Source organism: Pseudomonas sp. Irchel 3A7 (genome assembly GCF_900187565.1).
Lineage (GTDB): Bacteria > Pseudomonadota > Gammaproteobacteria > Pseudomonadales > Pseudomonadaceae > Aquipseudomonas.
The window spans coordinates 60,380-86,743 of the sequence record NZ_FYED01000002.1 but is presented as its reverse complement, the minus strand read 5'-3'; the positions used below and the strand labels follow the sequence as shown (position 1 = coordinate 86,743).

The 26,364-nt window shown below is 59.1% G+C and carries 21 protein-coding genes and 1 pseudogene; 6 read left to right on the top strand and 16 right to left on the bottom strand.

Annotation, left to right across the window (positions count from 1 at the left end; all coding sequences use genetic code 11):
* Positions 1-238: 238 nt before the first annotated feature.
* The 7 genes from CKW21_RS03030 to gcvA all read right to left on the bottom strand — a co-directional run bounded on the left by CKW21_RS03030 (position 239) and on the right by gcvA (position 7,069).
* Positions 239-1,450: a CaiB/BaiF CoA-transferase family protein gene (locus CKW21_RS03030; protein WP_095192546.1), complete on the bottom strand. Its 1,212-nt coding sequence runs from the start codon at positions 1,448-1,450 to the stop codon at positions 239-241.
* An 18-nt stretch (positions 1,451-1,468) separates the two neighbouring features.
* Positions 1,469-2,275 carry an enoyl-CoA hydratase/isomerase family protein gene (locus tag CKW21_RS03025; protein ID WP_095192545.1) on the bottom strand — a complete coding sequence of 269 codons (807 nt, stop codon included), beginning with the start codon at positions 2,273-2,275 and terminating at the stop codon, positions 1,469-1,471.
* A gap of 10 nt (positions 2,276-2,285) precedes the next feature.
* A complete protein-coding gene (locus CKW21_RS03020) occupies positions 2,286-3,044 on the bottom strand; it encodes an SDR family NAD(P)-dependent oxidoreductase (protein ID WP_095192544.1) in 759 nt (252 codons plus the stop codon).
* A 4-nt stretch (positions 3,045-3,048) separates the two neighbouring features.
* The gene (locus CKW21_RS03015) at positions 3,049-4,194 is read right to left on the bottom strand and encodes a thiolase family protein (RefSeq protein ID WP_095192543.1); all 1,146 of its coding nucleotides are present in this window, start codon (positions 4,192-4,194) and stop codon (positions 3,049-3,051) included.
* Positions 4,191-4,541 carry a Zn-ribbon domain-containing OB-fold protein gene (locus tag CKW21_RS03010; RefSeq protein WP_095192542.1) on the bottom strand — a complete coding sequence of 117 codons (351 nt, stop codon included), beginning with the start codon at positions 4,539-4,541 and terminating at the stop codon, positions 4,191-4,193. The genes CKW21_RS03015 and CKW21_RS03010 overlap by 4 nt, the downstream gene beginning before the upstream one ends.
* Before the next feature lie 608 nt (positions 4,542-5,149).
* Positions 5,150-6,055: an NAD(P)-dependent oxidoreductase gene (locus CKW21_RS03005; protein ID WP_095192541.1), complete on the bottom strand. Its 906-nt coding sequence runs from the start codon at positions 6,053-6,055 to the stop codon at positions 5,150-5,152.
* Positions 6,056-6,148: 93 nt separating this feature from the next.
* Positions 6,149-7,069, bottom strand: a complete 921-nt coding sequence (gene gcvA, locus CKW21_RS03000) for a transcriptional regulator GcvA (RefSeq protein WP_256590102.1) — start codon at positions 7,067-7,069, stop codon at positions 6,149-6,151.
* A 180-nt stretch (positions 7,070-7,249) separates the two neighbouring features.
* Between gcvA and CKW21_RS02995 the strand changes: the two genes are divergently transcribed.
* Positions 7,250-8,515 carry an OprD family porin gene (locus CKW21_RS02995; protein ID WP_095192539.1) on the top strand — a complete coding sequence of 422 codons (1,266 nt, stop codon included), beginning with the start codon at positions 7,250-7,252 and terminating at the stop codon, positions 8,513-8,515.
* A 251-nt stretch (positions 8,516-8,766) separates the two neighbouring features.
* Here CKW21_RS02995 and CKW21_RS02990 read toward each other — a convergent pair whose 3' ends face one another.
* Complete coding sequence (locus tag CKW21_RS02990) at positions 8,767-10,200, bottom strand: aldehyde dehydrogenase (protein WP_095192538.1); 1,434 nt, start codon at positions 10,198-10,200, stop codon at positions 8,767-8,769.
* Between the two features lie 287 nt (positions 10,201-10,487).
* Here CKW21_RS02990 and CKW21_RS02985 point away from each other — a divergent pair, with 287 nt between their 5' ends.
* On the top strand, positions 10,488-11,831 hold the full coding sequence (locus tag CKW21_RS02985; RefSeq protein WP_095192537.1) for an MFS transporter: 1,344 nt from the start codon (positions 10,488-10,490) through the stop codon (positions 11,829-11,831).
* Positions 11,832-11,950: 119 nt separating this feature from the next.
* Here the strand turns inward: CKW21_RS02985 and CKW21_RS02980 are convergent, their stop codons facing one another.
* Positions 11,951-12,853, bottom strand: a complete 903-nt coding sequence (locus CKW21_RS02980; RefSeq protein ID WP_095192536.1) for a LysR substrate-binding domain-containing protein — start codon at positions 12,851-12,853, stop codon at positions 11,951-11,953.
* A 113-nt stretch (positions 12,854-12,966) separates the two neighbouring features.
* Here CKW21_RS02980 and CKW21_RS02975 point away from each other — a divergent pair, with 113 nt between their 5' ends.
* The 3 genes from CKW21_RS02975 to CKW21_RS02965 are packed head-to-tail and all read left to right on the top strand — an operon-like array spanning position 12,967 to position 15,222.
* Positions 12,967-13,983, top strand: coding sequence for an aldo/keto reductase (locus CKW21_RS02975; RefSeq protein ID WP_095192535.1), 1,017 nt, complete (start codon positions 12,967-12,969; stop codon positions 13,981-13,983).
* Between the two features lie 2 nt (positions 13,984-13,985).
* On the top strand, positions 13,986-14,783 hold the full coding sequence (locus CKW21_RS02970) for an SDR family NAD(P)-dependent oxidoreductase (RefSeq protein ID WP_095192534.1): 798 nt from the start codon (positions 13,986-13,988) through the stop codon (positions 14,781-14,783).
* A 28-nt stretch (positions 14,784-14,811) separates the two neighbouring features.
* Positions 14,812-15,222 (top strand): SRPBCC family protein, encoded by a 411-nt coding sequence (locus CKW21_RS02965; protein WP_095192533.1) that lies wholly within the window; start codon positions 14,812-14,814, stop codon positions 15,220-15,222.
* Positions 15,223-15,727: 505 nt separating this feature from the next.
* Here CKW21_RS02965 and CKW21_RS02960 read toward each other — a convergent pair.
* Positions 15,728-17,122, bottom strand: coding sequence for a HAMP domain-containing sensor histidine kinase (locus CKW21_RS02960; RefSeq protein ID WP_095192532.1), 1,395 nt, complete (start codon positions 17,120-17,122; stop codon positions 15,728-15,730).
* Positions 17,100-17,783, bottom strand: coding sequence for a response regulator transcription factor (locus CKW21_RS02955; RefSeq protein WP_095192531.1), 684 nt, complete (start codon positions 17,781-17,783; stop codon positions 17,100-17,102). Before CKW21_RS02955 ends, CKW21_RS02960 begins: the two co-directional genes overlap by 23 nt.
* A 269-nt stretch (positions 17,784-18,052) precedes the next feature.
* Between CKW21_RS02955 and CKW21_RS02950 the strand changes: the two genes are divergently transcribed.
* A complete protein-coding gene (locus CKW21_RS02950; protein WP_095192530.1) occupies positions 18,053-18,985 on the top strand; it encodes a hypothetical protein in 933 nt (310 codons plus the stop codon).
* 285 nt (positions 18,986-19,270) lie between these two features.
* Here CKW21_RS02950 and CKW21_RS02945 read toward each other — a convergent pair.
* The 5 genes and pseudogenes from CKW21_RS02945 to CKW21_RS02925 all read right to left on the bottom strand — a co-directional run.
* Positions 19,271-19,639, bottom strand: a pseudogene (locus CKW21_RS02945) (glutathione S-transferase); the annotation flags it as partial.
* Positions 19,640-19,860: 221 nt separating this feature from the next.
* On the bottom strand, positions 19,861-22,353 hold the full coding sequence (locus tag CKW21_RS02940; protein ID WP_170948620.1) for a TniQ family protein: 2,493 nt from the start codon (positions 22,351-22,353) through the stop codon (positions 19,861-19,863).
* Positions 22,316-23,302 carry an AAA family ATPase gene (locus CKW21_RS02935; protein ID WP_095192528.1) on the bottom strand — a complete coding sequence of 329 codons (987 nt, stop codon included), beginning with the start codon at positions 23,300-23,302 and terminating at the stop codon, positions 22,316-22,318. The genes CKW21_RS02940 and CKW21_RS02935 overlap by 38 nt, the downstream gene beginning before the upstream one ends.
* A gap of 257 nt (positions 23,303-23,559) precedes the next feature.
* A complete protein-coding gene (locus tag CKW21_RS02930) occupies positions 23,560-25,443 on the bottom strand; it encodes a DDE-type integrase/transposase/recombinase (RefSeq protein WP_095192527.1) in 1,884 nt (627 codons plus the stop codon).
* Complete coding sequence (locus tag CKW21_RS02925) at positions 25,430-26,077, bottom strand: hypothetical protein (RefSeq protein ID WP_095192526.1); 648 nt, start codon at positions 26,075-26,077, stop codon at positions 25,430-25,432. The genes CKW21_RS02930 and CKW21_RS02925 overlap by 14 nt, the downstream gene beginning before the upstream one ends.
* Positions 26,078-26,364 lie beyond the last annotated feature (287 nt).

Here is a 26,364-nt window from a genome sequence, read left to right as displayed (position 1 = left end):
GGCCACGCAGCCTGCGATGAGGCTGCGCTGTCGCGCAGAGAACATGCCGATAAATCGGCAAATAAATTTATCTTTAAAATTAATAAGATAGATTTTGTTCTATAAGAGCTTGCTCCCGTTCGGCTGCGCAGCAGGCGCAAAGCCTGTGCATGAGGAGTACCTGGCGGATCGCGGTGGCCGGTTCTGGGGCCGCTGCGCGACCCAGCGGGAGCAAGCTCCCTCGCCACAGGGTTATTGATCAGCTCAAAGCAACCTCAGGGCATCGCATGGCATCAGAAGCCAGCAAGGCTTCGATTTCTTCTTCGGAAAACGCAAACCCGCGCAATACCTCGCACGAATGCTCACCCTTGTCCGGCGCCGGTGCATAAGGGGTTTGCGCCGCCTCCAGGCTATTGATCGGAAACCCCGGCACCCGCACCACGCCATGTTGCGGGTGGTGCAGGTCGATCAGCATACCGTTGCTGGCGATCTGCGGATGGACCAGTACGTCGTTGTAGTCGCTGACCCTGGAGCAGAGGATATCGGCCTCGCGCAGCACCTGCAGCCAATGGGCGACGGGTTGGGTGCGGAAGACGTCGGTCAGCGCCTCGACCATGTCTTGGCGATGCACCACGCGCTGCGCGGAGCTGGCGAAGCGTGGGTCGTCGATCCACTCCGGGTGCCCGAGCACGCCGCACAGCGTTGGCCAGCGATTGCCGTTGTACGCGGCGACCATCAGCCAGCCGTCCGCCGCTTCGAAGGCTTCGTTGGGCGCGGAGTAAGGCGCGGCGCTGCCGATGCGGGTCGGCAGTTTGCCGTCGCAGAGGAAGCTGGCCAGCGACGCCTGTTGCAGCGCCAGGGCCGAGTTCATCAGGCTGACATCGAGGTGGCCGCCGAGGCCGTCGTTGTTTCGGGCGTGCAGTTTGGCCAACACCGCCATGCAGGCCATGTAGCCGGTGACCACGTCGACCACTGGCGCCTGCACCTTGGACGGTGCCGAGCCCGGTGTGCCGATCAGGCTCATCAGCCCGGAGTCGGCCTGCAAGATGCCGTCGACCCCGGCCCTATCTGCATAGGGTCCTTGCTGGCCGTAGGCGGAGATCGAGCAGTAGATCAGGTCCGGTTTCAGCGCGGCCAAGGCCTCGTAGCCCAGGCCGAGGCGGGCCATGACGCCGGGGCGCATGCTCTCGATGACCACGTCGGCCTGCAACACCAGGCGCTTGATCACCGCCACGCTGTCCGGGTGTTTCAGGTCCAGGCACAGGCCCTGTTTACCGCGGTTGAAACCGTGGAACAGCGCGCTGTCTTCGCCGACCCAGGCAGGTCCCAGGGTGCGGCCCAACTCGCCTTCGGGGGGTTCGACCTTGATCACTTTGGCACCCATGTCGGCCATCAGCATGGTGGCCGTGGGGCCGGCGGCGATCTGGGTGAAGTCGAGGACGGTCAGGCCGTCCAGTGCATTGCGTAACATGTTCGCCTCCTCGGGCTTTTAGCGGCCCGTGTAATGCGGCGTGCGTTTCTCGGCAAATGCCTGGCGGCCTTCGATGCGGTCTTCGGTGTCGCGCAGCACGCCCCAGTAGAGCTCGGTCAGGCGCTGGGCTTCGCGGTCGCTCAGGTGCGCGGTGCTGCGTGCCAGGGTTTGCAGGGCCTGGATCGCCAGCGGTGCTTGCCGGGCAATCAGTTGCGCCAGTTCCAGCGCCCGTTGCACCAGGGTTTCGCGGTCAGCCAGACGCTCGGAGATCAAGCCGATGGACTCGGCACCCGCGGCGTCGATACGCGCCCCGGTCAGGGCCAATTGCAGGGCGTGGGCCGGCGGCACGGCGCGCATCAAGCGATGCAGGCCGCTGACCGCCGGAATCGAGCCGACCACCGCTTCCGGCAAGCCGAAAGTGGCGCTGTCACTGGCGATGCGCAGGTCACATTGCAACGCCAGTTCCAGGCCACCACCGAGGCAGTGGCCGTTGATCGCCGCGATCAGGGGCTTGTGCAGGTCCAGATCGGTGAGGTCCATCAGCCGGATGTAGAGCCCGGCATCCGCCGCCGATTCGTTGGCCAAAAACAACGCCTCGGCGTAGGAGGCTTTTGAGTCCCGCGTACTCTTCAGGTCGGCGCCGACGCAGAACGCCCGTTCGCCGCTGCCGGTGATCACGGCGGCGCGCAAATCACGACGGTCGCGCACCTCCAGCAAATGGCCGCGCAGGGCGTGCAGCGAATCCAGATCCAGGGCGTTGAGCGCCTGCGGCCGGTCGAGGGTGATCAGGGCGACGGCACCCAAGGTTTCGAAAGTGACGGTCATGGCCTTGCCCTCACACACTGGCCGAGGACAGGCTGCGCCCGCCGCACACGTACAGGGTTTGCCCGGTGACGTAGCTGCTGGCCGGGGCGAGGAAAAATTCCACGGCGTTGGCGATGTCGTCCGGCGTGCCGATGCGTTTTACCGGCACGGTGTCCTTGAGCCTGGCCTGTACCTCGGGAACGAAACTCTGGAACAGCGGCGTGTCGACAATGCCTGGTGCGATGGCATTGACGGTGATGCCCTTGGCGGCGAATTCAATGGCAAGACTGCGGGTCAGGCTGACCACGCCACCCTTGGCCGCCGAATAGTTGGCCTGGCCGAAACCGCCGAGCCAGGCCCGGGACGACATGTTGACGATGCGCCCGAAGCTGTTCTCCAGCATCAGTGGCAGGGCAGCCTTGCAGCACAGAAATTGCGCCCGCAGGTTGGTGTCCACCACCAGGTCCCAGTCCTGTTCGGTCATGGTCAGGAAGCGTTTGTCGCGGACCACGCCGGCGTTGTTCACCAGAAAATCCAGTCGACCCTGCGCCTCGCGAATCTGGGTGAATGCGGCGTTCACGGCTTCACCCTCGGTCAGGTCGAGGGCGATGCCCGCGACTTTCAGGTCTTCGGATTGCAGCGCCTCGACGCTGTTGTTCAGCGCCAGTTCGTCGCGGTCCAGCAGATAAACGAACACACCTTGTTGTGCCAGACGTTGGGCGATGGCGAGACCGATGCCACGGGCAGCCCCTGTCACTACGGCGATCTGACCGGCAGAAAAGTTGTTCATGGCTTCAAACTCCAAGGATGTGCACGGCGGACGCCGCGTGGTCGACCCCGGCGATGCCGCCGCCGGTGCATTGCGCCAGGCCCAGGCGCGGGGTGCCCGCTTGGCGGTCGCCGGCGCGGCCTTGCAACTGCCAGAACAACTCGACCATCTGCGCAACGCCAGTGGCGCCCAGTGGATGACCTTTGGCCAGCAAGCCGCCGCTCGGGTTGACCGGCACTCGACCACCCAGAGAAGTGGCGCCGGAATGCAGTAGGGCCACGGCTTCGCCCGGTGCCGCCAGACCCAGGGCTTCGTAATACAACAGCTCGGCGATGGTGAAAGCGTCGTGCAACTCGACCACGCCGATATCGCTCGGCGCGACACCGGCCTGCTCGTAAGCCAGGCGTGCGGCGCGGGCGGTGATTTCGGCGTCGAGGATGTCCTCGTCACCGCTTTCGCGCAGGCCGGAGACGATGATCGAACCCAGCACTTTCACGTCTTTGCCGTGCGGCCCGGGTTTGTTGCCGAGTACCAGTGCGGCGGCGCCATCGACCTGTGACGGGCAGCACTGCAACAGGGTCAGCGGGTCGGCGATCATGCGCGAGGCGAGCACTTCTTCGAGCGTCACTTCGCTGCGCTGCTGGGCGTAGGGGTTGAGCGAGCCGTGACGGCGGTTCTTCACTGCCACGGCGGCGAGGTCGGCGGGTTTGGCGTCGCGCTCGTGGAGGAAACGCGTGCCACGCATGGCGTAGACCGCTGGCAGCACCATGCCGGCGGTGGCGTACAGATCGGTCATGCGGTCGTTGCGCTGCATCGGGATCATGCCGCCACCGAGGGCAGTCAGTTGCTCGATGCCGAACACCAACACCCGCTCGTATTGCCCGGCCAGCAAGGCATGACGGGCCAGATGCACCGCCGTGGCGCCGCTGGCGCAGGCGTTTTCGATGTTGTAGACCGGGATGCCTTTCAGACCCAGATCGCGCAGGATCACCTGGCCGAGGATCATGCCGCCCAGCACGTTGGCGCAGTACACCGCTTGAATGTCCGCCAGTTGCAGGCCTGCATCGGCCACCGCATCGAGAATCGCCCGTTGCGCCAGTTCAGGCGCCATGACGCCAGGGTGACGACCGAAGACGGTCATCGCGCCGCCCATTACATGCATCTGGCTCATGGACGTGCCTCCAGGGATTGGAAAATGTAGCCGTAGGTGTCGTGGGCGATCACCCGGCATGGTTCGCCGATGGCGGCGCGGCCGGTCAGGCGACCGAACAGACGCACCGGGCCGGGCAGGTCGACATACGCCAGCACGAACGGTGGCAGGCCGCTTTTCGGGCTCGGGTGCATGACGGTGAAGCTGTAGACCTGGCCTTGGGTGTCGAGCACGGTGTCGTCGAAGTCGGCGCTCAGGGGCGACTCGCCGGTGACGGCAGGAAAGAAGATTTCGCCGCTGTGGCGATGACGCGAAGCGCGCAGGCTCGGCGGCGTGGTGGCGGCCCAGACGGGCGTGGAAGAACTCATGATGACCTCCTGTTGTTATTGGCTCGCAGGCGAGCTGGAGGTCATGGTCGGGCAGGGAAGGGAGGGCCGACAAACGAGATAAAAACGGGGGTGGGTTGAGAAAAAATCAAATGATGGGCAGTTTGATCATCAAAGAACTGCCCACTGAAATGCATCCACTGTGGGAGCGAGCCCGCTCGCGAAAGCGGTGTGTCAGGCACCAGCAATGTCAGCTGACACGCCCTGTTCGCGAGCAGGCTCGCTCCCACACTTGATCTTCAGCGAACACAAACCTTATGCATAACACACAGCCACTGTGGGAGCGAGCCCGCTCGCGAAGGCGGTGTGTCAGGCACCAGCAATGCCAGCTGACACGCCCTGTTCGCGAGCAGGCTCGCTCCCACACTTGATCTTCAGCGAACACAAACCGTATGCACGACACACAGCCACTGTGGGAGCGAGCCCGCTCGCGAAAGCGGTGTGTCAGGCACCAGCAATGCCAGCTGACACGCCCTCTTCGCGAGCAGGCTCGCTCCCACACTTGATCTTCAGCGAACACAAACCGTATGCACGACACACAGCCACTGTGGGAGCGAGCAAGCCCGTTCCCACAGGTAGAGCATCTGGCTTTAGCCTTGTAGTGTGACCCCGGCCAATCGCTCCAGTACCTCCACCACATGGGTCATATCCCTTGCCGGGTCGCCCTCGCTCAACGCCTGATCAAAAAACTGCTTCACCACCGATCCGGTAAACGCCGGCGCCCCGGCATTTTCCGCTTCGGCCAGGAACAGCCTTACATCCTTGCGCATCAGATCCAGGCGAAAACCGAAATCGAATTCCCGTCGCATCACCGTCCCGGCCAGGATCTGTTCGCTGGTGAAACTGCGCGCCGTGCTGGCATTGAGCATCTCGACCATCTGCCGCGCATCCAGCCCGGCCTTGACCCCGAACAGCATCGCTTCACTGGTGGCCACCAGCGTGGCGGCGACGATCATGTTGTTGACCAGCTTCAAGGTCTGCCCCAGTCCCGGTTCAGTGCCGATGTGCTCGACCTTTTTCCCAAATGCTGCGAACACCGGCACACAGCGCTCATAGGCGCCGCGATCACCCCCGACCATCACCGACAAGGTGCCGTTCTGCGCACCGGCCACACCGCCAGCCAGCGGTGCATCGAGGGCGTCGATGCCGCGTTCGGCAAGCTCCGCGTGCAGGCGTCGGGCCAGGCTCGGGCCGGTGGTGGAGTGGTCAACGAGGATGTTGATCTGCTGGCCGTGGATCACGCCGTCAGCACCGAGCACCACGCGTTCAACGATGTCCGGGGTCGGCACGCAAACCAGCACGATTTGCGCATGGTCGGCCACTTCGCGAGGCGTGGCGAAGCTGCGAGCACCGCGGGCCAGCAACGGCGCAAGGGCCTGCGGATTGGGATCGAACAGGTTCAGGTCGAAGTCGTTTTCCAGCAGGTGCAAGGCCATTTTCTGGCCCATGGCGCCGAGGCCGATAAAGCCGATGGAAGGGGAGTCGAGCGTGGTCATGGCGGGTCTCTTTTTTGTCATTGGAGACCCATGCTAGTCACGCCGGCAAATCACCGACAAAGCAGTTTTACGCCGCCATGCGTTGAGTAAATCTCAAGCCTGATCACCGGTCATGCGTGCCTGTTCCAGAATCCATTCACGGAAAATCCGCAGATCATTGCTTTCCTCGCGGTGCCTGGGCGTGAGCAGGTAGTAGGTGTAGACGCCCATGTCCACCACCTGTTCGAACGGGCGGATCAGGCTGCCGTCCTGCAGCTCCTTGCTGACCAGAAACAGTTGCGCCATGGCGATGCCCTGGCCGCCGACCGCAGCGGCGTAGACCATCGAAGAACTCTGGTACGACATGCCGGCCTGGGCATCCACTTCGCGACTGACCCCGGCGGCTTCCAGCCAATAGCGCCAGTCTTCCGGGCGGGCGATGGAGTGCAGCATGGTGTAGCCGGCGATGTCGGCGGGGGTCTGCAACCCCGGCCCGTGTTGCAGCAGCGATGGGCTGCAAACGGGCGCCAACTGGTTGTCGCTGAGCACATAGCAATTGCAGTTGGGCCACTCGCCGGAACCCAGGCGGATCGCGGCGTCGATGTCTTCCTTGTAGAAATCCACGGGTTCGAGCGAGGCGGTCAGCAGCACTTCGATCTTCGGGTTCTGCGCGTGGAAACTCGCCAGCCGCGGGATCAGCCACTGCATGGCGAAGGTGGTGTAGGCGCGCACCTTGAGCTGACGGCGGCGGGGTGGCGACATGAGTTTTTTCGTCGCCCCGCGCAAGTCTTCGACAATTTTCGCCACGGCGCGAAAGTACTGTTCGCCAGCGGCGGTCAGGGTGATCTGCCGATGCCCGCGCACGAACAGATCGAGCTTGAGGAACTCTTCCAGGGTGCGGATCTGCCGACTGACCGCGCCCGGCGTGACGTTCAATTCATCGGCGGCGAGGGTGATGCTCAGGTGCCGGGCAACGGACTCGAAGGCGCGGATGGCATTCAGCGGTGGCAGTCGATCCATAGCGGGCAAACTCATGTTCCTGTGGGAGGCGCGGCGCGCAGTGTATGTAATCCAGAGCCTAAACCCACTTGATTAAAACTCAAGGCAGCGGGGTGTTTTTCTCGATTGTCGGGCGTGGACCCGGCTTTCAGGATCGACGTTCGCGCGCCTGTCCGGGGCGTGTTCGAACCTGACAACAATAAGAGAAACGCGCCCATGAACAACGTCTTCCCAGTGGTTTCACGTCTTGCTGTTTGCATGGCGGCGAGCACCGTCATCAACCCGGTGTGCGCCGATATTTTCCAGGACAGCAAAGCCAGTCTGGAGCTGCGCAACTACTACTTCAATCGTGATTTCCGGCAGTCTGGCGTGGCCCAGAGCAAGGCCGAAGAATGGGCTCAGGGCATGATCCTGCGGGTTGAGTCGGGTTACACCGAGGGGCTGATAGGCGTCGGTTTCGACGCCATCGGCCTGGTCGGAATCAAGCTCGATTCAGCACCGGACCGCACCGGCACCGGCCTGCTCAACACCGCTCGCGGACCGGGTGGACGCGCCGAAGACCAGTACGGCGCATTAGGCGCCACTGGCAAGTTGCGCATGGCCAAGAGCACCCTGAAGGCCGGAACCCTGCTGCCGAAAATGCCGGTGGTGATGTACAACGATTCGCGCCTGCTGCCGCAAACCTTTCGCGGTGCCTGGCTCAACAGCGCTGATGTCGACAACCTGTCCCTGGACCTCGGCCGCCTCGACCAGACCAAACTGCGCAATTCTTCCGACAACGAGGACATGACGGTCTACAACGGCGTGGCCCGCAACATCCGCCTCGGCCGCCACACCACCAGCGATCGCTTCGACTTTGCCGGCGCGTCATACCGTTGGACGCCGGCGCTGAGCACCGCCTATCACTACGGTGAACTGGACGGCATCTACCGCCAGCACTACCTGACCCTCAACCACAAATGGACGATCAGCGAAGGCCAGACCTTAAGCTCCGACCTGCGTTGGGCGCGCAGCCTCGACGACGGCGGCAGCAACGTCGACAACTCGGCGTTGGGCGCGATGTTCACCTACAGCGCCAGTGGCCACTCGCTGGGGCTGGGTTACCAACGCATGAGTGGCGATACCGGGTTTGCCAACATCAATGGCACCGATGGTTACCTGGTGAACCTGGTGCAGATCAATGATTTCGGTAATCAAGATGAGCGCTCGTGGCAGGCGCGCTATGACTACAACTTTGCCGCGCTGGGCATTCCGGGGCTGACCTTCATGACCCGTTATCTGTCGGGGGACGACGTGACCGTGCGCACCCGCACCACGGCGGGCAAGGAGTGGGAACGGGATTCCGAATTGGGCTACGTGATCCAGAGCGGACCGTTGAAGAACCTTGGCGTGAAGTGGAAAAACGCCAGCGCGCGGAGCAATTTTTCCAGTGATATTGATGAGAATCGGTTGATCGTGACCTATTCGTTGGCGCTGTGGTGATCCCGACATTTCACGGCCGATGATCACTCTGTGGCGAGGGAGCTTGCTCCCGCTGGGTCGCGTAGCGACCCTAAATTCTGCCACAGCGTGGTATCAGCTTGACCGCATTGACTGGTTTCGCGGCTGCTGCGCAGCCGAACGGGAGCAAGCTCCCTCGCCACAGGGGGATGTGCAGATATGCTCCAGATGTGTTCACCGGGACGAAAAAAGGGCGCAGCCATAGCTGTGCCCTTGAGTGATCGGGTACAGCCTCAAAGCCGAATAATCACCGACTTCAACTGCGTGTAATGTGACAGCGCATCCACCCCTTGCTCACGCCCGTACCCACTCTGCTTGAACCCGCCACACGGCGTTTGCACAAAACCGCCGCTGTATTCGTTGACCACAATCCGGCCCGCTTCCAGCTGCGCGGCGACGCGGTGGACGCGGCCGATGTCGCGGCTCCAGATCCCGGCACCGAGGCCGAATTCGCTGTCGTTGGCGATGCGCAGCGCATCGGCTTCGTCCTTGAACGGGATCACGCAGACGATGGGGCCGAAGATTTCTTCCTTGGCCAGGGTCATGTCATTGGTCACGCCGGTGTACACGGTAGGTTCGACGTACCAGCCGTTTTCGTACCCCGGCTGAGTGGCGACTTTGCCACCGATGGCCGGCTTAAGGCCTTCGCGCTCGGCGATGGCGAAGTAGCTCTGGATTTTCTCGAATTGCGCGTGGGTGGTGATGGGGCCGGAGGTCGCGTCATCCTGGGGACCGACCCGCAACTGGCCGACCTCAGCCAGCAGTTTGTCGACGAAACGCTCGTAGATCGATTCTTGCACCAGTAAACGTGTGCCGGCGGCGCACCATTGGCCGCTGTTCCAGGTGAAGGCCAGGGTCGCGCCCTTGGCGGCGGCGTCGAGGTCGGCGTCGTCGAAGACGATGTTGGCCGACTTGCCGCCCAGTTCCAGGGTCAGCGGCAGGATGCGATCCGCCGCGATGTGCCCCAGTTCCTGGCCGGCGCGGATGCCGCCGGTGAAGGAGATTTTGCGGATGTGCGGGTTATACGCCATGGCCGGGCCGATCACGCTGCCCTTGCCGACGATGACGTTGAATACGCCGGGCGGAATGCCGGCTTCGACCGCCAGGCGCGCCAGTTCCACCAGCGAGGCCGAGGTGTGTTCGGAGGGTTTGGCGACCACGGTGTTGCCGGTGGCCAGGGCCGGGGCGATGGCGCGGGCGGCCTGGTGCAGCGGGGCGTTCCACGGCAGGATCACGCCGATGACACCGAACGGATCGCGGCGGGTGTAGACGTGGTAGTTCGGGCCCTGGTTGATCACTTCGCCGTCCATGACATTGACGATGCCGCCGTAGAACTCGAAGTACTGCGCGGTCAGGTCCATCAGGGTCGCCATCTCGCGGCCGGGCTTGCCGGTTTCGGCGCGCTCCAGGGCACCGAGGGTGCTTTCGCTGGCGCGGATCAGGCGGCCGAAATCGTTGAGGATGCGCCCGCGCAACGCCGGACGCATGTCGCGCCAGGCCTGCAAGGCGCTGGCGGCGCTGTCGATGGCAATGGCCACGTCGGCCGGACTGCTGCTGGCCACTTCGTTGAGTTTTTCGCCGGTGCGCGGGTCGATCTTGTCGACGTATTGGCCGTCCAGCGGCGGCGTGATGCGGCCGTCGATGAAGCTGTTGGTTCTGTCAAACATTGCCGGTTCTCCTCGTGAAGCTCTTCTTGTTAATGCGCGGCATGGGGGAGGGTCGTGGGCAGCCCCATGATTGCCTGCCATTACCGCTGCTCACCGACGACCCTTCAACCGAGTTTTAAAGCACCGTGCGTTGAGAAAATCTCAAGGCAATGGCTTGAGGTTTAGTCAACCGAACCGTCCTGAAAACTCGCTTCACGCGCAGCAGGCAACGCCGGATATTGCTCCCGTAGCAACGCTGAGGCCGCGTCCAAAGGTCAACAATAATAGCGCCCACGGGAGTCTTGAATATGAGCAACTACCACACGGTGGACGGTCAATTGCCACCGTCATCCACTGCCACTGCAATCCCTCACGCCGAGGGTCGCAAACTCAACAGTGCCGAGAGAAAAGCGATTGTCGCCGCCACCCTAGGCACCATCGTCGAATACACCGACTGGGTGATCTACGCGACGTTTTCCTCGATCCTCGCCAAGCAGTTTTTCCCCGCCGGTGACGGCGTTACCGCCTTGCTGTCGGTGCTGGCGGTGTTCGCCGTCGGCTTCATCATGCGCCCCATCGGTGGCGCGGTGCTGGGGCAACTGGCGGACCGTTATGGCCGCAAGAAAGGCCTGACGCTGTCGATCCTGCTGATGTCGGTGGCTTCGCTGGTGATTGGTATCTGCCCCAACTACGAAAGCATCGGCATTGCCGCACCGATCATTCTGGTGATTGCCCGTCTGGTCCAGGGCTTCTCGGCAGGCGGCGAATTTGGCTCGGCGTCGGCGTTCCTGATCGAGTCGGCACCGGCGCATCGCCGGGCGTTTGCCGGGTCCTGGCAATGGTTCGCCATCAATGCCGGCACACTGGTGTCGTTTCTGCTGGGTTTTGCGCTTGCGTCGATGGGCAGCGATACCGCGCTGTACGACTGGGGCTGGCGCGTGGCGTTCGTGATCGCGGCGCTGATGGGCCTGATTACCTTGTGGATTCGTCTGTCGGTGCGCGAGACCGAAATTTTCAAATCGAAGATCGCCAGCCACGGTAAAAAGCGCCCGATCCGTGAGCTGCTGTTCAGCCACCGTCGCGATGCCCTGCGCGTGATCGGCATCGCCATGGCCGGCAACCTGCTCAACTATGTGTGGATGGTCAGCTACCCCAATCAGGTGCACCTGATCACCGGTATGTCGATCCGCGATACGTTGTTGGCCGGGGTGGTTTCCGTCGGCGTGTCGCTGGTGCTGATGCCGTTCGCCGGCAAACTGGCGGACCGGGTCGGCCGCCGTCCGGTGCTGATTGCTTTTGCCATCGCCTCGATCCTGTGGGCCTGGCCGAGCTTCGGACTGTTGCACCCCGGCATCAGCCTGCTGGAAGTGACGCTGATCCAGACCGTGTCGATGGTGATCATGACCGGCTTCGGCGCGGCATCGGCGGTGACCATGGCTGAACAGTTCCCGGCCGAAGTGCGCGTGACCGGCATCGCCTTGCCGTACGCCTTGTCAGTGACGCTGTTCGGCGGCACCGCGCCGTACCTGATGGCGGCGATGGCGGGGTGGGGGTATGGCGGGTTGTTCTGGATTTACCTGGCGGTGATCAGTGCGATCAGTCTGGCGGTGTACCTGCGGATGCCGGAGACGCGGGGGCAACCGCTGCGCTGATTGGGCGCAATAAAACCTGTGGGAGCGAGCCTGCTCGCGAAGGCGGAGTGTCAGACAACAACAATGTCGACTGACAGACCGTTTTCGCGAGCAGGCTCGCTCCCACAGGGATTTGTGCACTAGGCCGGAACCGGCTCCCGTTCGGTCAACACCTTCCTGAACGTCTCCACCAAAGGCCGCAGGTTGATCCGGTGCCACGCTGCCCACAGCGGCGTGGTGAAGGAGATCCACGGCACCTCCCTCAGCACCACGCCCGGTGGTGCGTTGCGGCTCAGGCCTTTCTGAATCATCGCGATCCCCAGTCCCGACGCCACCAAGCCCAATGCAGTAAACGGTTCTGTGGCTTCCATACGGATGTCCGGGGTGAAGCCGGCGCGGATGCAGGCGCTGACGAAGTCGTCGTGGCAGTTGGCATTCTGGCGATGCTGCACACCAATCCACTCCTGATTGGCCAGGTCGGCGGCGACCAGTGTTGCTTTCTGTGCCAAGGGATGATGCTCGGGCAGGGCCAGCAGCATCGGGTCGTCCAGCACCTGGAAACCCAGCAGGTCCGGGTCGTCGTTGGTCGGCGGTTCGCTGACCAATGCGATATCCAGACTACGCTGACGCAGGCCTTCGAGTTGTTCGGCGGAGCTGAGGTTGTACAGCGCGACGTGCACGTTCGGCCGGTCACCGCGCAGTACGCGCAAGGCATTGGGCAGGACGCCGGCGTGCATGGCGTTTTCGATGTAACCGATGCACAAGCCGCCTTCTTCGCCGCGACCCAGGCGTTTGCCCAGGGATTCCAGGCGATTGGCGTGGGTCAGCAGCGCGCGGGTTTCGGCGAGGAAGGTCTGGCCGTCGCGAGTCAGGCGGATACGTTGCTGGCTGCGCTCGAACAGGGTCAGGCCCAGGCGCTCTTCGAGCTGGGCGATCTGCCGGCTCAGGGGCGATTGGGAAATGTGCAGGCGTTCGGCGGCGCGACCGACGTGTTCTTCCTCGGCGACGGCGACGAAGTAGCGCAATTGACGGATGTCGATCATTTCAGACCTCTAGGGACTCAAGTGCTGCGCATTATGTCTTGGACGGTCCGATGATCGCAATCTAGGATCTGCTCAACGGTCACCTGACCACTGAACTGATGAGGATTTGAATCATGAGCTTGAAAGACAAACTGCCCGGCGCACTGGGTTTCGGCACTGCACCGTTGGGCAATATGTTCCGCGCCATTCCTGAAGAAGAAGCGCAAGCCACCGTGCATGCCGCCTGGGAGGCCGGCGTGCGTTACTTCGATACCGCGCCGTTCTACGGTTCGGGCCTGTCGGAAATTCGCCTCGGCCAGGCACTGTCCCGCTACAACCGCGACGACTATGTACTGAGCAGCAAGGTCGGCCGGGTGATTCTCGACGAAGTCGAAGACGCCTCCGCCCGCGATCTGGGCGAAAAGAGCGGGGTGTTCGAACACGGCCGCCCGAACAAGATCGTCAACGACTACAGCGCCGACGCGACCATGCGTTCGATCGAAGACAGCCTCAAGCGTCTGCAAACCGATCGCCTGGACATCGTCTGGGTGCATGACATCGCCCAGGACTTCTACGGCGATCAATGGCTGGAATACTTCAATCAGGCGCGCACCGGTGCCTTCAAAGTCCTGACCCGCTTGCGTGAAGAGGGCGTGATCAAGGGCTGGGGCCTGGGCGTGAACAAGGTCGAGCCCTGCGAACTGACCCTGGACCTGAACGAAGCGCAGCCGGACGGTTTTCTGCTGGCCGGTCGCTACACGCTGCTCGATCACGACCGTGCCTTGCAGCGCCTGATGGACGCGGCGCTGGCGCAAAAGGTCGAGATCGTGGTCGGCGGCCCGTATAGCTCGGGCATCCTCGCCGGTGGCGCACACTTCGAATACCAGAAGGCCAGCCCGGCGATCATCGCCAAAGTCGAACACATCAAACGCATCGCGGCTGCCCATGGTGTCGATATCAAAGCTGCTGCCTTGCAATTTTCCCTGGCTAACCCGGCGGTGGCGGCGGTGATTCCAGGTGCCAGCCGTCCCGAGCGGATTGCCGAAGATGTCGCCGCCTTGTCGGCGGTGATTCCCGCAGCCTTCTGGCAGGCGTTGCGTGACGCGAAGCTGGTGTCCGAACGTGCCCCATTACCCATGATTGGAGCCTGAACATGAAAATCGATCTGAGTGGAAAACTGGCGATTGTCAGCGGCAGCACCGCCGGCATTGGCCTGGGCATCAGCAAGGCGCTGGCCGAATCCGGCGCCACGGTGGTGGTGATCGGCCGTGACACGGCCAAGGTCGAACAGGCGTTGGCAAGCATTCGCCAGAGCGTGCCGGGTGCGCAGTTGCGAGGCTTGACTGCCGACCTGGGCACCGCCGAGGGGGCGGAAAAATTGTTCGCCGCCGAACCCCGCGCTGACGTCCTGGTAAACAACCTCGGGATCTACAACGATGTGGACTTCTTCGAGACCCCGGACAGCGAGTGGACACGCTTCTATGAAGTCAACGTGATCTCCGGTGTGCGCCTGGCCCGGCATTACGTGCCGGATATGGTCAAGCAGGGCTGGGGCCGGGTGATTTTCCTGTCTTCGGAGTCCGGCGTGGCGATCCCGGCCGAGATGATCAACTACGGCGTGACCAAAAGCGCCAACCTGGCGGTGTCCCATGGCCTGGCCAAACGCTTGGCGGGTACCGGGGTGACGGTCAATTCGATTTTGCCGGGCTCGACCCTCACCGACGGTGTGGAGGAGATGCTCAAGGATGCTGTCGCCGCCTCCGGTCGCAGCGTCCGGGAAGAAGCCGACGCTTTTGTGCGCAAGGCTCGGCCCAGTTCGATCATCCAGCGCGTGGCGGAGGTCGAGGAAGTGGCGAACCTGGTGGCCTACATCGCTTCGCCGCTATCCTCGGCCACCACTGGCGCCGCCCTGCGGGTCGACGGCGGTGTCGTCGACAGCCTGGCCATCTGAACCTTTTTGAATCTGGAGAATATTTTTCATGGCAACCACATCAGCATCCATCGACATCCCGGCCTCGGCCGATCAGGTCTGGCAATTGATCGGCGGTTTCAACTCGCTGCCGGACTGGCTGCCGTTCATTCCCAAGAGCGAACTCAGCGAAGGCGGGCGCGTGCGCAGCCTGCAAACGGCGGACGGCGGCGTGGTGATCGAGCGTCTGCAAGCGTTCGACAATGACGGCAAGACTTACAGCTATTCGATCTTGCAGGCACCGTTTCCGGCCACGGATTACCTGGCGACGATTCGTGTGGAAGCCCAAGGGCAGGGCGCCCGGGTGACCTGGTCCGGTCGGTTTGAACCGGTGGGCGTGAGTGACGAGGAAGTGGTGGCGTTGTTTACCGGGATTTATCAGGGTGGGCTTGAGGCTCTTCGAGCCAACTACCCGGCCTGACAAACACCACACCCCCCCTTGTGGGAGCGAGCCTGCTCGCGAAAGCGGTGTGTCAGTCAAAGTTGTTTGGACTGACCTGACGCCTTCGCGAGCAGGCTCGCTCCCACAGGTTTTGTGTCAGGCTTGGGGTATTAATCTCTCCCGACAATCCAGCACCAACCGCGCCCCACCCAGTTCACTGCTAACCACCTCCAGCGTAAACCCATGCCCTCTTGTGGGAGCGAGCCTGCTCGCGAAAGCGGTGTGTCAGTCAAAGTTGTTTGGACTGACCTGACGCCTTCGCGAGCAGGCTCGCTCCCACAGGTTTTGTGTCAGGCTTGGGGTATTAATCTCTCCCGACAATCCAGCACCAACCGCGCCCCACCCAGTTCACTGCTAACCACCTCCAGCGTAAACCCATGCCCCCTTGTGGGAGCGAGCCTGCTCGCGAAAGCGGTGTGTCAGTCAAAGTTGTTTGGACTGACCTGACGCCTTCGCGAGCAGGCTCGCTCCCACAGGTTTTGTGTCAGGCTTGGGGTATTAATCTCTCCCGACAATCCAGCACCAGCCGCGCCCCACCCAGTTCACTAGTACCCACCTCCAGCGTAAACCCATGCAGGCTGACAATCGCCGCGACGATCGACAGCCCCAACCCGAAACCGCTTTTCAGATTGCCCGCCTCGGCGCGATAGAAACGCTGGAACACCGCCACCCGTTCAGACTCGGGAATGCCGGGGCCGGAGTCGAGCACTTCGATGCGGGTATGCCCGTTCTCATTAATCCCACGCAAAATCACCTGACCACCGGGCGGGGTGAATTTGATCGAATTGCTCAGCAGGTTCGCCACCGCTTCGAACAGCAAAGCACGATCGCCATTGAGCGAAGGTAATGATGCGGGCAGTTGCAGTTGAAACCTCAGGCCATCGTCCTCGGCCAACGGCAGATAGAACTCATGCAGTTCCTGCAGCAACGGCACCGGGTCCAGCTGCACGAAACCGGAGCGGCGCTGGCGGTCCTCCAGTTCGGAAATCCGCAGCAGCCCACGAAAGCGCGCCATCAACGTGTCGGCTTCGGCCAATACCAGGTCAAGCTGCGTCGCTTGCGCCGAGCCTTCGCCGGCCTGTTGTTGCATGCGGTAAAGCTGCGCGCGCAGGCGGGTCAGCGGGGTGCGCAAGTCATGGGCGATGTTGTCGCACACGCCCTTGACCTCGTTCATCAACCGCTCGATGCGTTCGAGCATGGCGTTGACGATGGCGGCCAGCATGTCCAGTTCATCGCGGCGGTTGGACAGCGGCAGGCGCCGGGTCAGGTCGCCGGCGACGATGGCTTCGGCGCTGGCCTGAATCCCGCGAATGCGCTGCAACGGCCGACGGCGAAGCAGGTGCCAGCCGACGATGCCCGGCAGGATGGTCAAGGTCACGCCCCAGAACAAGGCATGGAGAATGATCCGGGTCACGGCAAACAACGAACCGTTGTCCCGCACCAGGATCAGCCAGCGGCCATCTTTCGTCTGGGTCGCCACGGCGTCGCAGCTGTCGATGGGCAGGGTCGGGTCGTCGGATTCGGCGCAATCGTTGAGCATGTGGATCTTGCCGTCCAGCGGCAGGTCCTTGGGGATGTGGCGCAGGGCGCCGCTGAGGTAACGATGCTCGGCATCGAACAGGCCATAGGCGTCGATGCCGCGAATATCGAAGGTCATGCTGACGGCGAGGGCGTCCGCCAGTTGCTCGCCCTGGAAGTGCGAAAACAGATGCTGACGTTGCATCAGCGAATGCTTGGCCAGGTTGTCCAGGTAAGCGGACACCTCGTAGTACATGACGCCCATGAGGATGCCGCTCCAGGCCACGAACAACGCACTGTAGAGCGCCAGCAGGCGACTGGTGGAAGAGCGCCAGCCTTTAGACGGGTTCGGCAATGACATAACCCGAGCCTCGCACGGTCCGAATCAGTGGAACATTGCCAGGTGGGTCGATCTTCTTGCGCAGGCGGCCGATGTGCACGTCGATCAGGTTGGTGCCGGGATCGAAGTGATAACCCCAGACTTCTTCGAAAATCATCATCCGCGAGAGGATTTGCCCGGTGTTGCGCATCAGGAATTCCAGCAGTTTGTATTCGGTGGGCAGCAGCGTGAGCAGCTCGCCATTCCGGCTGGCTTCGTGGCTGATCAGGTTCAGCTCCAGGTCCGCTACCCGCAGCGTGGTGGCCTGGGCGGTCACGGTGTTCTGCCGGCGCAGCAGGACTTCGACCCGGGCGGCCATCTCATCGGTGGCGAAGGGCTTGGTCAGGTAGTCGTCGCCGCCGGCGCGCAAGCCGCGCACACGTTCATCGACATCGGAAAGGGCGCTGATCATCAGGATAGGCGTGGCCACACCCATGGTCCGCAGCGTGGTGACAATCGCCAGGCCATCGAGCTCGGGCAGCATGCGGTCGAGGGTGATCAGATCGTAGTTGCCGCTGACTGCACGTTCCAGCCCCTCGCGTCCGTTGTCGACCCAGTCGACGTCGAGGCCGTGGCTGCTCAGTTCGGCGACGATTTCCCGGGCGGTCACGGCGTCGTCTTCGATGGTCAAGATGCGGGTCATAGGGCTGGCCTGATTAGGTGTTCACAACGATAGGCGACATTTTGCCAAGAAATGTTCGCCAGCTTTCTAAATAAAACTTCATGGACCCGCCAATGCAGAAAACCCGCTGAGCCTGCCCGTTCGTTGCATATTGCAAGAGCCGGGGAAGTTCAATCTTTATAACTGGCTGACATACAACGACTTATTCAAAACCCGCGACTGGCACGGTGACTGCAACGTGTGATTACGACTAGTTGTAACACCATCTTTCTGCCTGGAGCGATACAACGATGAATAGATCCTCTGATGGTTTCTATCCCGCCCTGGATGAATCGACCACGCTCTCTGGCGTGTCGTGGGGCGCGATCTTTGCCGGGGCCGCGGCTGCGGCGGCGTTGTCGCTGATTCTGGTGCTGCTGGGTTTTGGCCTCGGGTTTTCCGCGGTATCGCCGTGGGCCAATGAAGGCATCAGCGCCAAGAGCCTGGGCATTACCACGATTGTCTGGCTGGCTTTCACACAAATCGTTGCCTCCGGGCTCGGTGGCTATATTGCCGGCCGGTTGCGGGTGAAGTGGGCCTACATGCACAGCGATGAAGTCTATTTCCGCGACACCGCCCACGGCTTTCTCGCCTGGTGCGTGGCCACGCTGGTAACGGCCACCCTGGTGGCGGGTTCGGTCAGCGGTATCGTCAGCGGTGGCGTGCAGGCCGGGGCGCAAGTCGCCGGGGGGGCCGCCAGTGCCATGACCCAAGTCGCGGGTACGGCTGCGGCCAATACCGACAGTGATCAGTACGGTTATTACATCGACAGCCTGTTCCGCGATGATCGTCCGGCCGCCGTCAGCGATGACGCGGTGCACGGAACCGTCACTCGTATCTTCGTTCGCTCCCTGGCCAACGATGGTCAACTGGCTGCAGAAGACCGTACCTACCTGGCACAACTGGTGGCGCAACGCACCAACCTGACCCAGGCCGATGCCGAGCGTCGTGTCGATGAAGTCTATGCCCGCACGCAAAAAGCTGTGGCCGACGCCAAGCTGGCCGCACAACAAGCTGCGGACACAGCCGCGAAGGTTGCCGCCATGACCACCCTGTGGATGTTTGTTGCGCTTTTGGCCGGTGCGTTCTTCGCCAGCCTTGCCGCAACGTTCGGCGGTCGTCGTCGGGATGCCGTGGTGTATGTGGAAACCGACACCTACGTCACCGCCCCACCTGTTCGCTAACCCAGGAGAATCATCATGCGTTCATTACTGCTGTTCTTTCTCGGCGTACCGATCCCGATCATCATTCTGATTGCGTTGTTCACGTGAGTTGATATTTCCGGGGCTCGTGCCTCTGCCGCTTCTGCCTTTTGGGAGAAGCGGCGTTTTTATGTTGAGGGTTGGTTTGTTAGATGGATGCTGGCAGTCATTCCCTCTTCGCGAGCAGGCTCGCTCCCACATTTGAATGCGGTCTACTGTGGGAGCGAGCCTGCTCGCGAAGAGGCCAGTTCAGGCGGAGCACTATGCTCAGTCAATCGGCGTACTGACAAACACCTCAAGCCCCTCGGCATACCTGGTGAACGCAGCGATCCTCGGAAACCGCTCAGTCGACACCTGATCCGGCACCACATAGTGGGTAAAGCTCCACGCCACCGCCAGGGTGATGCCCGCCTGATCAATCAAGCCATCGGTTTTCAACGGCTGTTTTTCCAGTTCCCGCTCAAGCGCGTCATACGCTGCCGCCAATTGCCCTTCGACCCGCTCAACCCACGGTGCATACTGAATTTCCGCCGGCCGCAAGTTGCGCTCGTAATAAAGCTGCACCGACTTTTCGCTGGCCGCCAATGCCAGGCCGATCAGGCGCAATGCCCGCAGGCGTTGCTCGATACCCGCAGGCCCCGTTTTTCACGTTCGTTGGAAAAAACGCGCCTTGATTTTCTTAGTCTTTGTCAAAATGACTTGGGAAAAGAATTTCAAAATAAGTTGGAATTTGTGAAAGATAGGCGAAACGAGTCAGATTTGTAGGCGCTGGTTATCCGTTAAATTTGGTTGATTTACTTGGGAGTTTTAAGGTTCTGAATTTGTAAAAGATTAGCGTGACGAGATAAGGTGGTGAGTTAGGCGAAGCCATGCTTGGCGGCGTAAGCCTGTACTTGGACTTTTTCAATCATCGGATAATTTGCAGAAGGCTTCAAAGGATAGACTACGATGAGAAGATTTGCTTTTTTTAGGTTTCTTGTATGTTTATGACCTAAATACCTGTCCGCTTGTGAAAAGGTATAGTACCTCTCCAAAATGCCTTCCACTTTGGCAGCTTCATTTGGAAGTAAGTAATTGGTTGCACCAATGCGGATTGGATTAACGAAGCCTGAGCTTAAAAACATTTCCCCGAAAGATTTTCCGCTAATGTCATATTTTTCCCAAAGGTCAGATGTTTTTATTAGAGCGGTACTTGGTTTCTGGCCTGGTTTGTGAAGTGGATGGTGCTTGGGAATTGAGAAGTATTTTGCAATATCTTCGATGGCGTAGATGAAGTACAATGGGTTGTCAGTCGGCATGCCGTTTAGATGATAGATGTTAAGGCTGTTCATGATTTTTGATACAAAAGCTGGCCGGGTTTTTAACCATTGAGATACGGTGAGTGATGTGGCGAAATGATTATAAAAGCTATCGACGCTATTGCAGGTTATAAACGGATTTGCCGATCTATAATCTGATAATTGGAGAGCGCCAATTTTAATTAGTTGAAGAATTGTCCTTGTTGGGTTGTGAAGTTTTTCGGCTGCTTGCTGTATGGTGTATCCATTGCTCGTTTCGTTTAGTGCTTTAGTTTCTGTGCTGTTCCTTAATAAAATTTGCTCGCGTGCGTAAAAGTTTGCTGGGTTATGATCTATTTTTGGTCCGAAAACAGGAGAGACTCCAAAATTATTAAGGGCTTTTACAACTTTTTCGTTGCTGCAACTTAACAAGTTGCGCGCTTCTTTCGAGCTTACGAATTGTGCTTTAAAGGCTTTCAGTTCTTTGGCATCTATAAGGTGGCCACATCCATTTCGAGATTTTTTAACTTTAGTCAGTAATCCATGTTTTACAAAATGACATACAGGCCCCTCCCATGTCTCAAGGTATTCTGCGGCCTCCGCCGTGGATAACCACATTTTTTCGCCAGTAGGGCTGCACGGTAAAAGTGTGGTCGAGTTTTTTATACGTTTCCTCCCTTGAGTTTTTTTGTTTTTTTTGCACCATTCAGTAATGAGCATGCTCGATTGAGTGCTGATAAGCCGACGACGAAGTGTGCCGTTTTCAAGGTTCAGTGGTGCTATCTTTAAGTGGGCTATAGCACTGCGGATCTCTTTAGTGGGGGTTTTTGTTTGTGAGGAAAACAGTTTCACTGAAATAAAATTTTTAGAGAATATTTCTATGGCATGTGGCTCAAAATACATCTTATGATTCTTAGCCCATTTGGGTGTCAAGAGATGCAGTTCAATTGCACCTTTTATCGCTGCGGCGCTTAGCTGAAGCTGTTCTTGGATGTGTTTTGGAGGGCTAATTGAGTTTTTTGCTTTTTTCTTACTAAAGCCGTTACGAAGTTTTATTATCAATACTTGTTTGGAAACGGTTAGGGCTTGTTGCCAAGTGTATCGACTCTTGTCTGGCTTAATGCTGATCGCTAAACGCAAGATTTTCCAGTAATGCTGGCGAATGCCAAGCCAGGCGCTTATCTGCTGTTTGGTTAAAGAAAAGGAATGAAGCGGTGGTGTTGTGAAGGATTCGCGCTCTTCGGCCTGTTCACGTGAGGTGGATTTGATGAAGTCTCGTGCACAGGCCCGTACGTTGGCATCAAAGAACAACGAAAGTTTGGCGGCAATGATGAATGCAGGCGTCTCCGGGTATAATATTTGTAGATATTTGAGGTTGGTTAATACTTTGGCCATATCCTCTTCAAGTATGGCAAGCGCTATTGTCAATAAGCATCTGTTAGCTGGGCATTCAGTGTCACGCTCCACGCGATATCCCAAGTTATTTAGGTAGTTACAAAGTTTGGCAAATTTTTGTGCGTCGCCTGCTCTGAATATATCGAGTAGTTTCTCTTCATTTGCCGCTACATCGACCGAGCATGGTGGCGAGACCAGAAGGTGATGGCACCTACAGCGTTCATTCATCCCGTGCCAATACAGTCTACTTTGGCAGTTGGGGCATTTTGATAGATATTTTCTGAAATGGTAGGGGCAGTAGCTCGAGAGTTTGAGGTCTTTGATGAAATACTCTATACCGTTTTTCCAGCATTCTGAGCAATACGCGGCCCCCCTCTTCCGTATCATGTCAGCGCTGACGGAAATTCCAGCAATTTTCAGTGGAGGAGCGTGATGTAACTTACCCGTTGGTTCATAAAAGCCCTCTAGAAATTCATCGCCTGCGATACCAGCCTGTCTAAAGATATTTTTAACAATAGGGTGCGATCGGGAAATCAGGGATCCGTTAAAATATGCTTGACCAAAAAGAGACCGAAAGTCTGAACGTAATATGCAACCATGCATAATGGCCATGCGCTTTAGGATGCTAGTTGGACTTTCTTCAGGCAACGGCCGAGGAATGTACAATAGTTTGCTCATTTTTATCTTCCTCATAGTTTAATATAAGCTTCAGCAAATCGTCATAGGGTTGGGCGAATGGGTTGCCATCTGACAGATTTTTCGGCAGGCCTACATATTGGCATGCTGCGTAGAAGTCGCTCGCCTTCAGTTCGTGCGGTATGTCTCTTTGTAAGCAAGTCTTAAGGGCATCATTAATGATTAATCGCATTCTTTTCAAGTTGCCGCGCGTACCCACATAAAGTGGCGCCGCGATGGTTGGATCGTTAAGATGAACACCTTTGGCGAGCGCTGCAATCTTGTACATTTCGGTATCTAGTTGTTTTAGTGTTGAAAATAAGCTTGAGTTGACTCCCGTGTCATAAGTGAAATGTGATAGTTCCGCGAAATACGGGTATCGATTTTCAAACGCCTCATTTTCACACCGGATATTTCGACAGAGTTCTGTTCCCGAAAGGATTACTGGAATTCCGGAGCCATTGAGAAATGAGACTAACCATTGCAGTGAGTCGAGACGCACCTTTTCGGAGACCGTGGTAATACAGAGGCGCTGAATTTCGTCGAGAAAAATTATCTTCACCTGGCATGTTTTCAGACAAGTGATGAGCTGGTGGGTAAGTTTCTCGACGGTACCATTGGGAGTTTCATCAATCAGACCGCGGAGCATGTTGGTGATTAACCCTTTGACGGTCGTTGGAGATGGGACTTCGCAATAGTAGACGGGCAGATTGGCATAGGTCCCATCATCGCGGCGAATCACAGCGTCGCCGTTATAGAGTTTTTGAAAGTAACGACAAAGCGTGGATTTACCAGTACCGCTTGGTCCGCAAAGCAGGGCACATACCGGTTCACCCAGCGCTTCAGTGTTTTCGATCGCATTTTGGATTTGCGAGCACGCCTGTCGATAGCGCGGATGGAAGACAATTTTGCTTTTGAATGCTTTAACGATTTTTTGGATGTCGGATTCCATGTCAATGCACCTCGTTTTAATGCAGTTCTAGGCTTACTGGTGGGCAGGAGATTGGCGGTTGATGTATCCAGACCAAGGGCCGCATTCAGCGTTACCAGATGGCTGGATACATCACCTCATCAAGTGATTACTTGAGCGCACGTCGGACCGTCGCTTGAACGCCATACGGTGGCGACTGCTGAGGTTCGTGAGCCTTGCCGCAGCGCTGTGCAGCTTCTTGTGCGGGCGAATCGATGCAATAAAGGATGTGCATGGCGTCAAACCTCCACAGACGAATAATCGTCCGGCGTATCACCGTGATGGCGATAATCGTCAGGCGTATTAGGTTTGGTGCTTAGTATCCGTGCGTGGCGCTTGTGTGGTTTCTGAAGAGAACCTTTTTCCACTGCACGTTGATGCTGGCGCCGTTGTGCTGGTGTTTTGACCTTGGCCAACTCTCGCAGCAGCGTAATGCGAGCGCGTTGTGCCTTGCGCGGATTGAAGGTTTCGCGCTCCGTTTTCAGACGTTTAAGAATCAATTGATGCAGGTGCAGGGTCAGTCCTTCCTGATAGTCGGGATCGACTGCCTGCAGCTCAAGTACCTCATCGGGATAGCTGGGATGGCAGGCCCATGCACGACCCAGGTCACTGGGGTCGTAATAGACAAGCAGCTTGTCCACTTTCGGTTGGCGGTTGGCCAGGTACGGCACGGCAGGCCCCGTCCAGAACAGCGACTTGTACCGCAGCCGACCTTGTTGGGGCGAGGCTTCGAACGCGCTTAAGAAATGCTGACGCAGCTCCGAGGGCGAATAACGTCGCGGTGGGAGCATGGTCGAGTAAGCCGCCTCCCAGGCGAGGCGGGGGGAGGTGTTCAGGCTGCTGTGGACCCGTTCGCAATACGCCTCGTTCACCCAGCGACCGAAGATATCTCTGATCTCTTCGATGGTCAGGCGCGCGTTTTTTTCAGCGTTGTAATCGCCACGGGTGGCAATATCGGAGAATGTCGTACCGGGCATCTCGTGGGCGATCTCTTTCGACCAGACGCCGAAAAAGGCTTCCATGTGAGGTTTTTGATTGCCGGTGCCCGGTTCGCAATAACAAACCTCACCGCCCAGCAGCGCTATGATGCGTCGCAGGTTATCCGCCACGAACTCAGGGCCGCTGTCGAAGACATAACGCGTGGCGACACCGCCGTACATATTGTCGCTGGATAACGACCATCGTAGTGCCTGGAGGGTGGTGTCCAGAGAGGGGGGATTAAACCCGATGCTCCAGGCGTAGGGCATCCGCGTATAGACCTCCAGGAAAACGGTCAGGTACGGGCGACCGATCACCTCGCCTCGGTCATTCACTGCCATGACGTGCATCTGCTGAGTGTCAGCTTCCACCAGTTCGAACAGCCGTCCCGGGCGTGGCCGTTTACGGGTCCAGCCTTGCTTTTTCTGTGCGTACTTACTGCCGTGCTGGGCACAAGCTGTTTCATACGCGTCCAGCTCTCGGAGGATCCGATTGAGGGTCGATGTCGAAGGTATCCTCAGCCTGTCGTGTTTGGGTCTGCCGTCGTTGAACGCTTCCAGTTCCAGGACAATGGCATCGATCACTTCGGTTTTACAGGCGGGCTCTAATTTCAGATAGAGATCTTTAACCTGCTGCTTGATGATCTGCTGAATTTCCCACGGCTGGTGGTCCAGGCGATGTTTCATTTTTTGTTTGCGGCCCGGGATGAGCGACAGATAGCTGTAACCCGATTTGCAAAAGGTTCGGACCCAACTACGTGCCGTGCTCAGGCTGGGCGGGCAGATATCGTTGATCTTCTTTGCCAAGCGCTGGATCACTGCCTGGGCGCGTCCCGTTGGCATTCGGCCATGCAGTTCGTCCATCAGTCCCTGGGTGTAGTAACAATGGCGGTCGAATACAGCAGCGTAAGGCTTGGGCATACCGGCGATGATTTTTTGCGGATCCTGCTCAATCGGCGCTTCCTGATCTTTAACGAGGGCACCACGCTTCATTGCGCGAAGCAGAATGTCCTGGGTCTGGCGCAGCACGGTCCGGCGTCCCTCAATGGCACGCAGTTGTACGCAATCACCTTGTAGGTCGACGATTTGAAAGCGTTGTCCGCGATAGCGGTAGTGTTCACCGACTTTGAATTCAAAGATGCCCATGACGGCCTCCGTAAATCAGAGTATGTGGGGTGAGCTGTTGCTCAAGGTCGATCTGCAGCTCGTCTAGGAAAATGGCGTGACAGATAGCGGCGGACGTGGCGCCACTGGCGAGCAGTGCCTCGAACGTCACCTGCTGGTCTTTCAGGGCTGTGACGTATGCGCGCACTTGCTCTGCCGCCTGCAGAGAACTGCCAAAGCTGTGGTGGTAAAGGGTGCGCAAGTTGTAGGTCACCAACGGATGCGGAAGGTCTCCGGGAACCAGCCAACGAAACAACAGATTGCGCTCGTGAAGCATCGTATCCACGGCTTGTTTTTGGTTACGGTTCAGTGCCCCCGGTTGACCGTCTGCGGGGAGGAATTTGAGATAAATCGGTGGCCCGCTACTCAGCGTGACGAGAAAGTCGGCCTTGTAGCGTCGCGCCTCGCGGCACACGGTGGGTGGTCGGCATTGGTAGGTGAGGACATCCGGGCGGTACTCCAGATGGACACAGTAATCAGCCTGCTGCAGATTGCCGCAAGCGACGGGGCCAGCATTTTTTCGCGAAGGAAAAAACGTGACTCGACTGCCCGGGCGTCCTTTGGTCAAAGGTGCACGGGCGAGGTTTTCTTCGGGACGGTTGCGTGAAGCCAACATGATGGTTCTCCTCAGGGGGAGATGAATGAGCAATGACGGCGGCAGACTAAAGGCCATCCGCAGTACCCGACCGCCACGGACGGTTGCTCGGTGACGGTGACGGTGCCGCGCGAAGCGGGCAGACCCGCTTCGCGCTGGTCAATCCGCTCGGCTCGTTATGCCGCCAATAGGTTGCCGTGGGGCAGTCAGCGTGACGGGCGGAGATCGCTAGCGGCGCTTATCGGCGCCAGTACGCGAGGGGGTGGGTGTGCCACTCACGTCGGGAGACTCGGGCGATCTGTGCGATG

What these genes read in the sequence shown, in the direction of transcription:
- CKW21_RS03030 (WP_095192546.1), bottom strand. Translation starts at nt 1,450, where the DNA reads ATGTTACGCAATGCACTGGACGGCCTGACCGTCCTCGACTTCACCCAG.
- CKW21_RS03025 (WP_095192545.1), bottom strand. Translation starts at nt 2,275, where the DNA reads ATGACCGTCACTTTCGAAACCTTGGGTGCCGTCGCCCTGATCACCCTC.
- CKW21_RS03020 (WP_095192544.1), bottom strand. Translation starts at nt 3,044, where the DNA reads ATGAACAACTTTTCTGCCGGTCAGATCGCCGTAGTGACAGGGGCTGCC.
- CKW21_RS03015 (WP_095192543.1), bottom strand. Translation starts at nt 4,194, where the DNA reads ATGAGCCAGATGCATGTAATGGGCGGCGCGATGACCGTCTTCGGTCGT.
- CKW21_RS03010 (WP_095192542.1), bottom strand. Translation starts at nt 4,541, where the DNA reads ATGAGTTCTTCCACGCCCGTCTGGGCCGCCACCACGCCGCCGAGCCTG.
- CKW21_RS03005 (WP_095192541.1), bottom strand. Translation starts at nt 6,055, where the DNA reads ATGACCACGCTCGACTCCCCTTCCATCGGCTTTATCGGCCTCGGCGCC.
- gcvA (WP_256590102.1), bottom strand. Translation starts at nt 7,069, where the DNA reads ATGAGTTTGCCCGCTATGGATCGACTGCCACCGCTGAATGCCATCCGC.
- CKW21_RS02995 (WP_095192539.1), top strand. Translation starts at nt 7,250, where the DNA reads ATGAACAACGTCTTCCCAGTGGTTTCACGTCTTGCTGTTTGCATGGCG.
- CKW21_RS02990 (WP_095192538.1), bottom strand. Translation starts at nt 10,200, where the DNA reads ATGTTTGACAGAACCAACAGCTTCATCGACGGCCGCATCACGCCGCCG.
- CKW21_RS02985 (WP_095192537.1), top strand. Translation starts at nt 10,488, where the DNA reads ATGAGCAACTACCACACGGTGGACGGTCAATTGCCACCGTCATCCACT.
- CKW21_RS02980 (WP_095192536.1), bottom strand. Translation starts at nt 12,853, where the DNA reads ATGATCGACATCCGTCAATTGCGCTACTTCGTCGCCGTCGCCGAGGAA.
- CKW21_RS02975 (WP_095192535.1), top strand. Translation starts at nt 12,967, where the DNA reads ATGAGCTTGAAAGACAAACTGCCCGGCGCACTGGGTTTCGGCACTGCA.
- CKW21_RS02970 (WP_095192534.1), top strand. Translation starts at nt 13,986, where the DNA reads ATGAAAATCGATCTGAGTGGAAAACTGGCGATTGTCAGCGGCAGCACC.
- CKW21_RS02965 (WP_095192533.1), top strand. Translation starts at nt 14,812, where the DNA reads ATGGCAACCACATCAGCATCCATCGACATCCCGGCCTCGGCCGATCAG.
- CKW21_RS02960 (WP_095192532.1), bottom strand. Translation starts at nt 17,122, where the DNA reads ATGTCATTGCCGAACCCGTCTAAAGGCTGGCGCTCTTCCACCAGTCGC.
- CKW21_RS02955 (WP_095192531.1), bottom strand. Translation starts at nt 17,783, where the DNA reads ATGACCCGCATCTTGACCATCGAAGACGACGCCGTGACCGCCCGGGAA.
- CKW21_RS02950 (WP_095192530.1), top strand. Translation starts at nt 18,053, where the DNA reads ATGAATAGATCCTCTGATGGTTTCTATCCCGCCCTGGATGAATCGACC.
- CKW21_RS02940 (WP_170948620.1), bottom strand. Translation starts at nt 22,353, where the DNA reads ATGAGCAAACTATTGTACATTCCTCGGCCGTTGCCTGAAGAAAGTCCA.
- CKW21_RS02935 (WP_095192528.1), bottom strand. Translation starts at nt 23,302, where the DNA reads ATGGAATCCGACATCCAAAAAATCGTTAAAGCATTCAAAAGCAAAATT.
- CKW21_RS02930 (WP_095192527.1), bottom strand. Translation starts at nt 25,443, where the DNA reads ATGGGCATCTTTGAATTCAAAGTCGGTGAACACTACCGCTATCGCGGA.
- CKW21_RS02925 (WP_095192526.1), bottom strand. Translation starts at nt 26,077, where the DNA reads ATGTTGGCTTCACGCAACCGTCCCGAAGAAAACCTCGCCCGTGCACCT.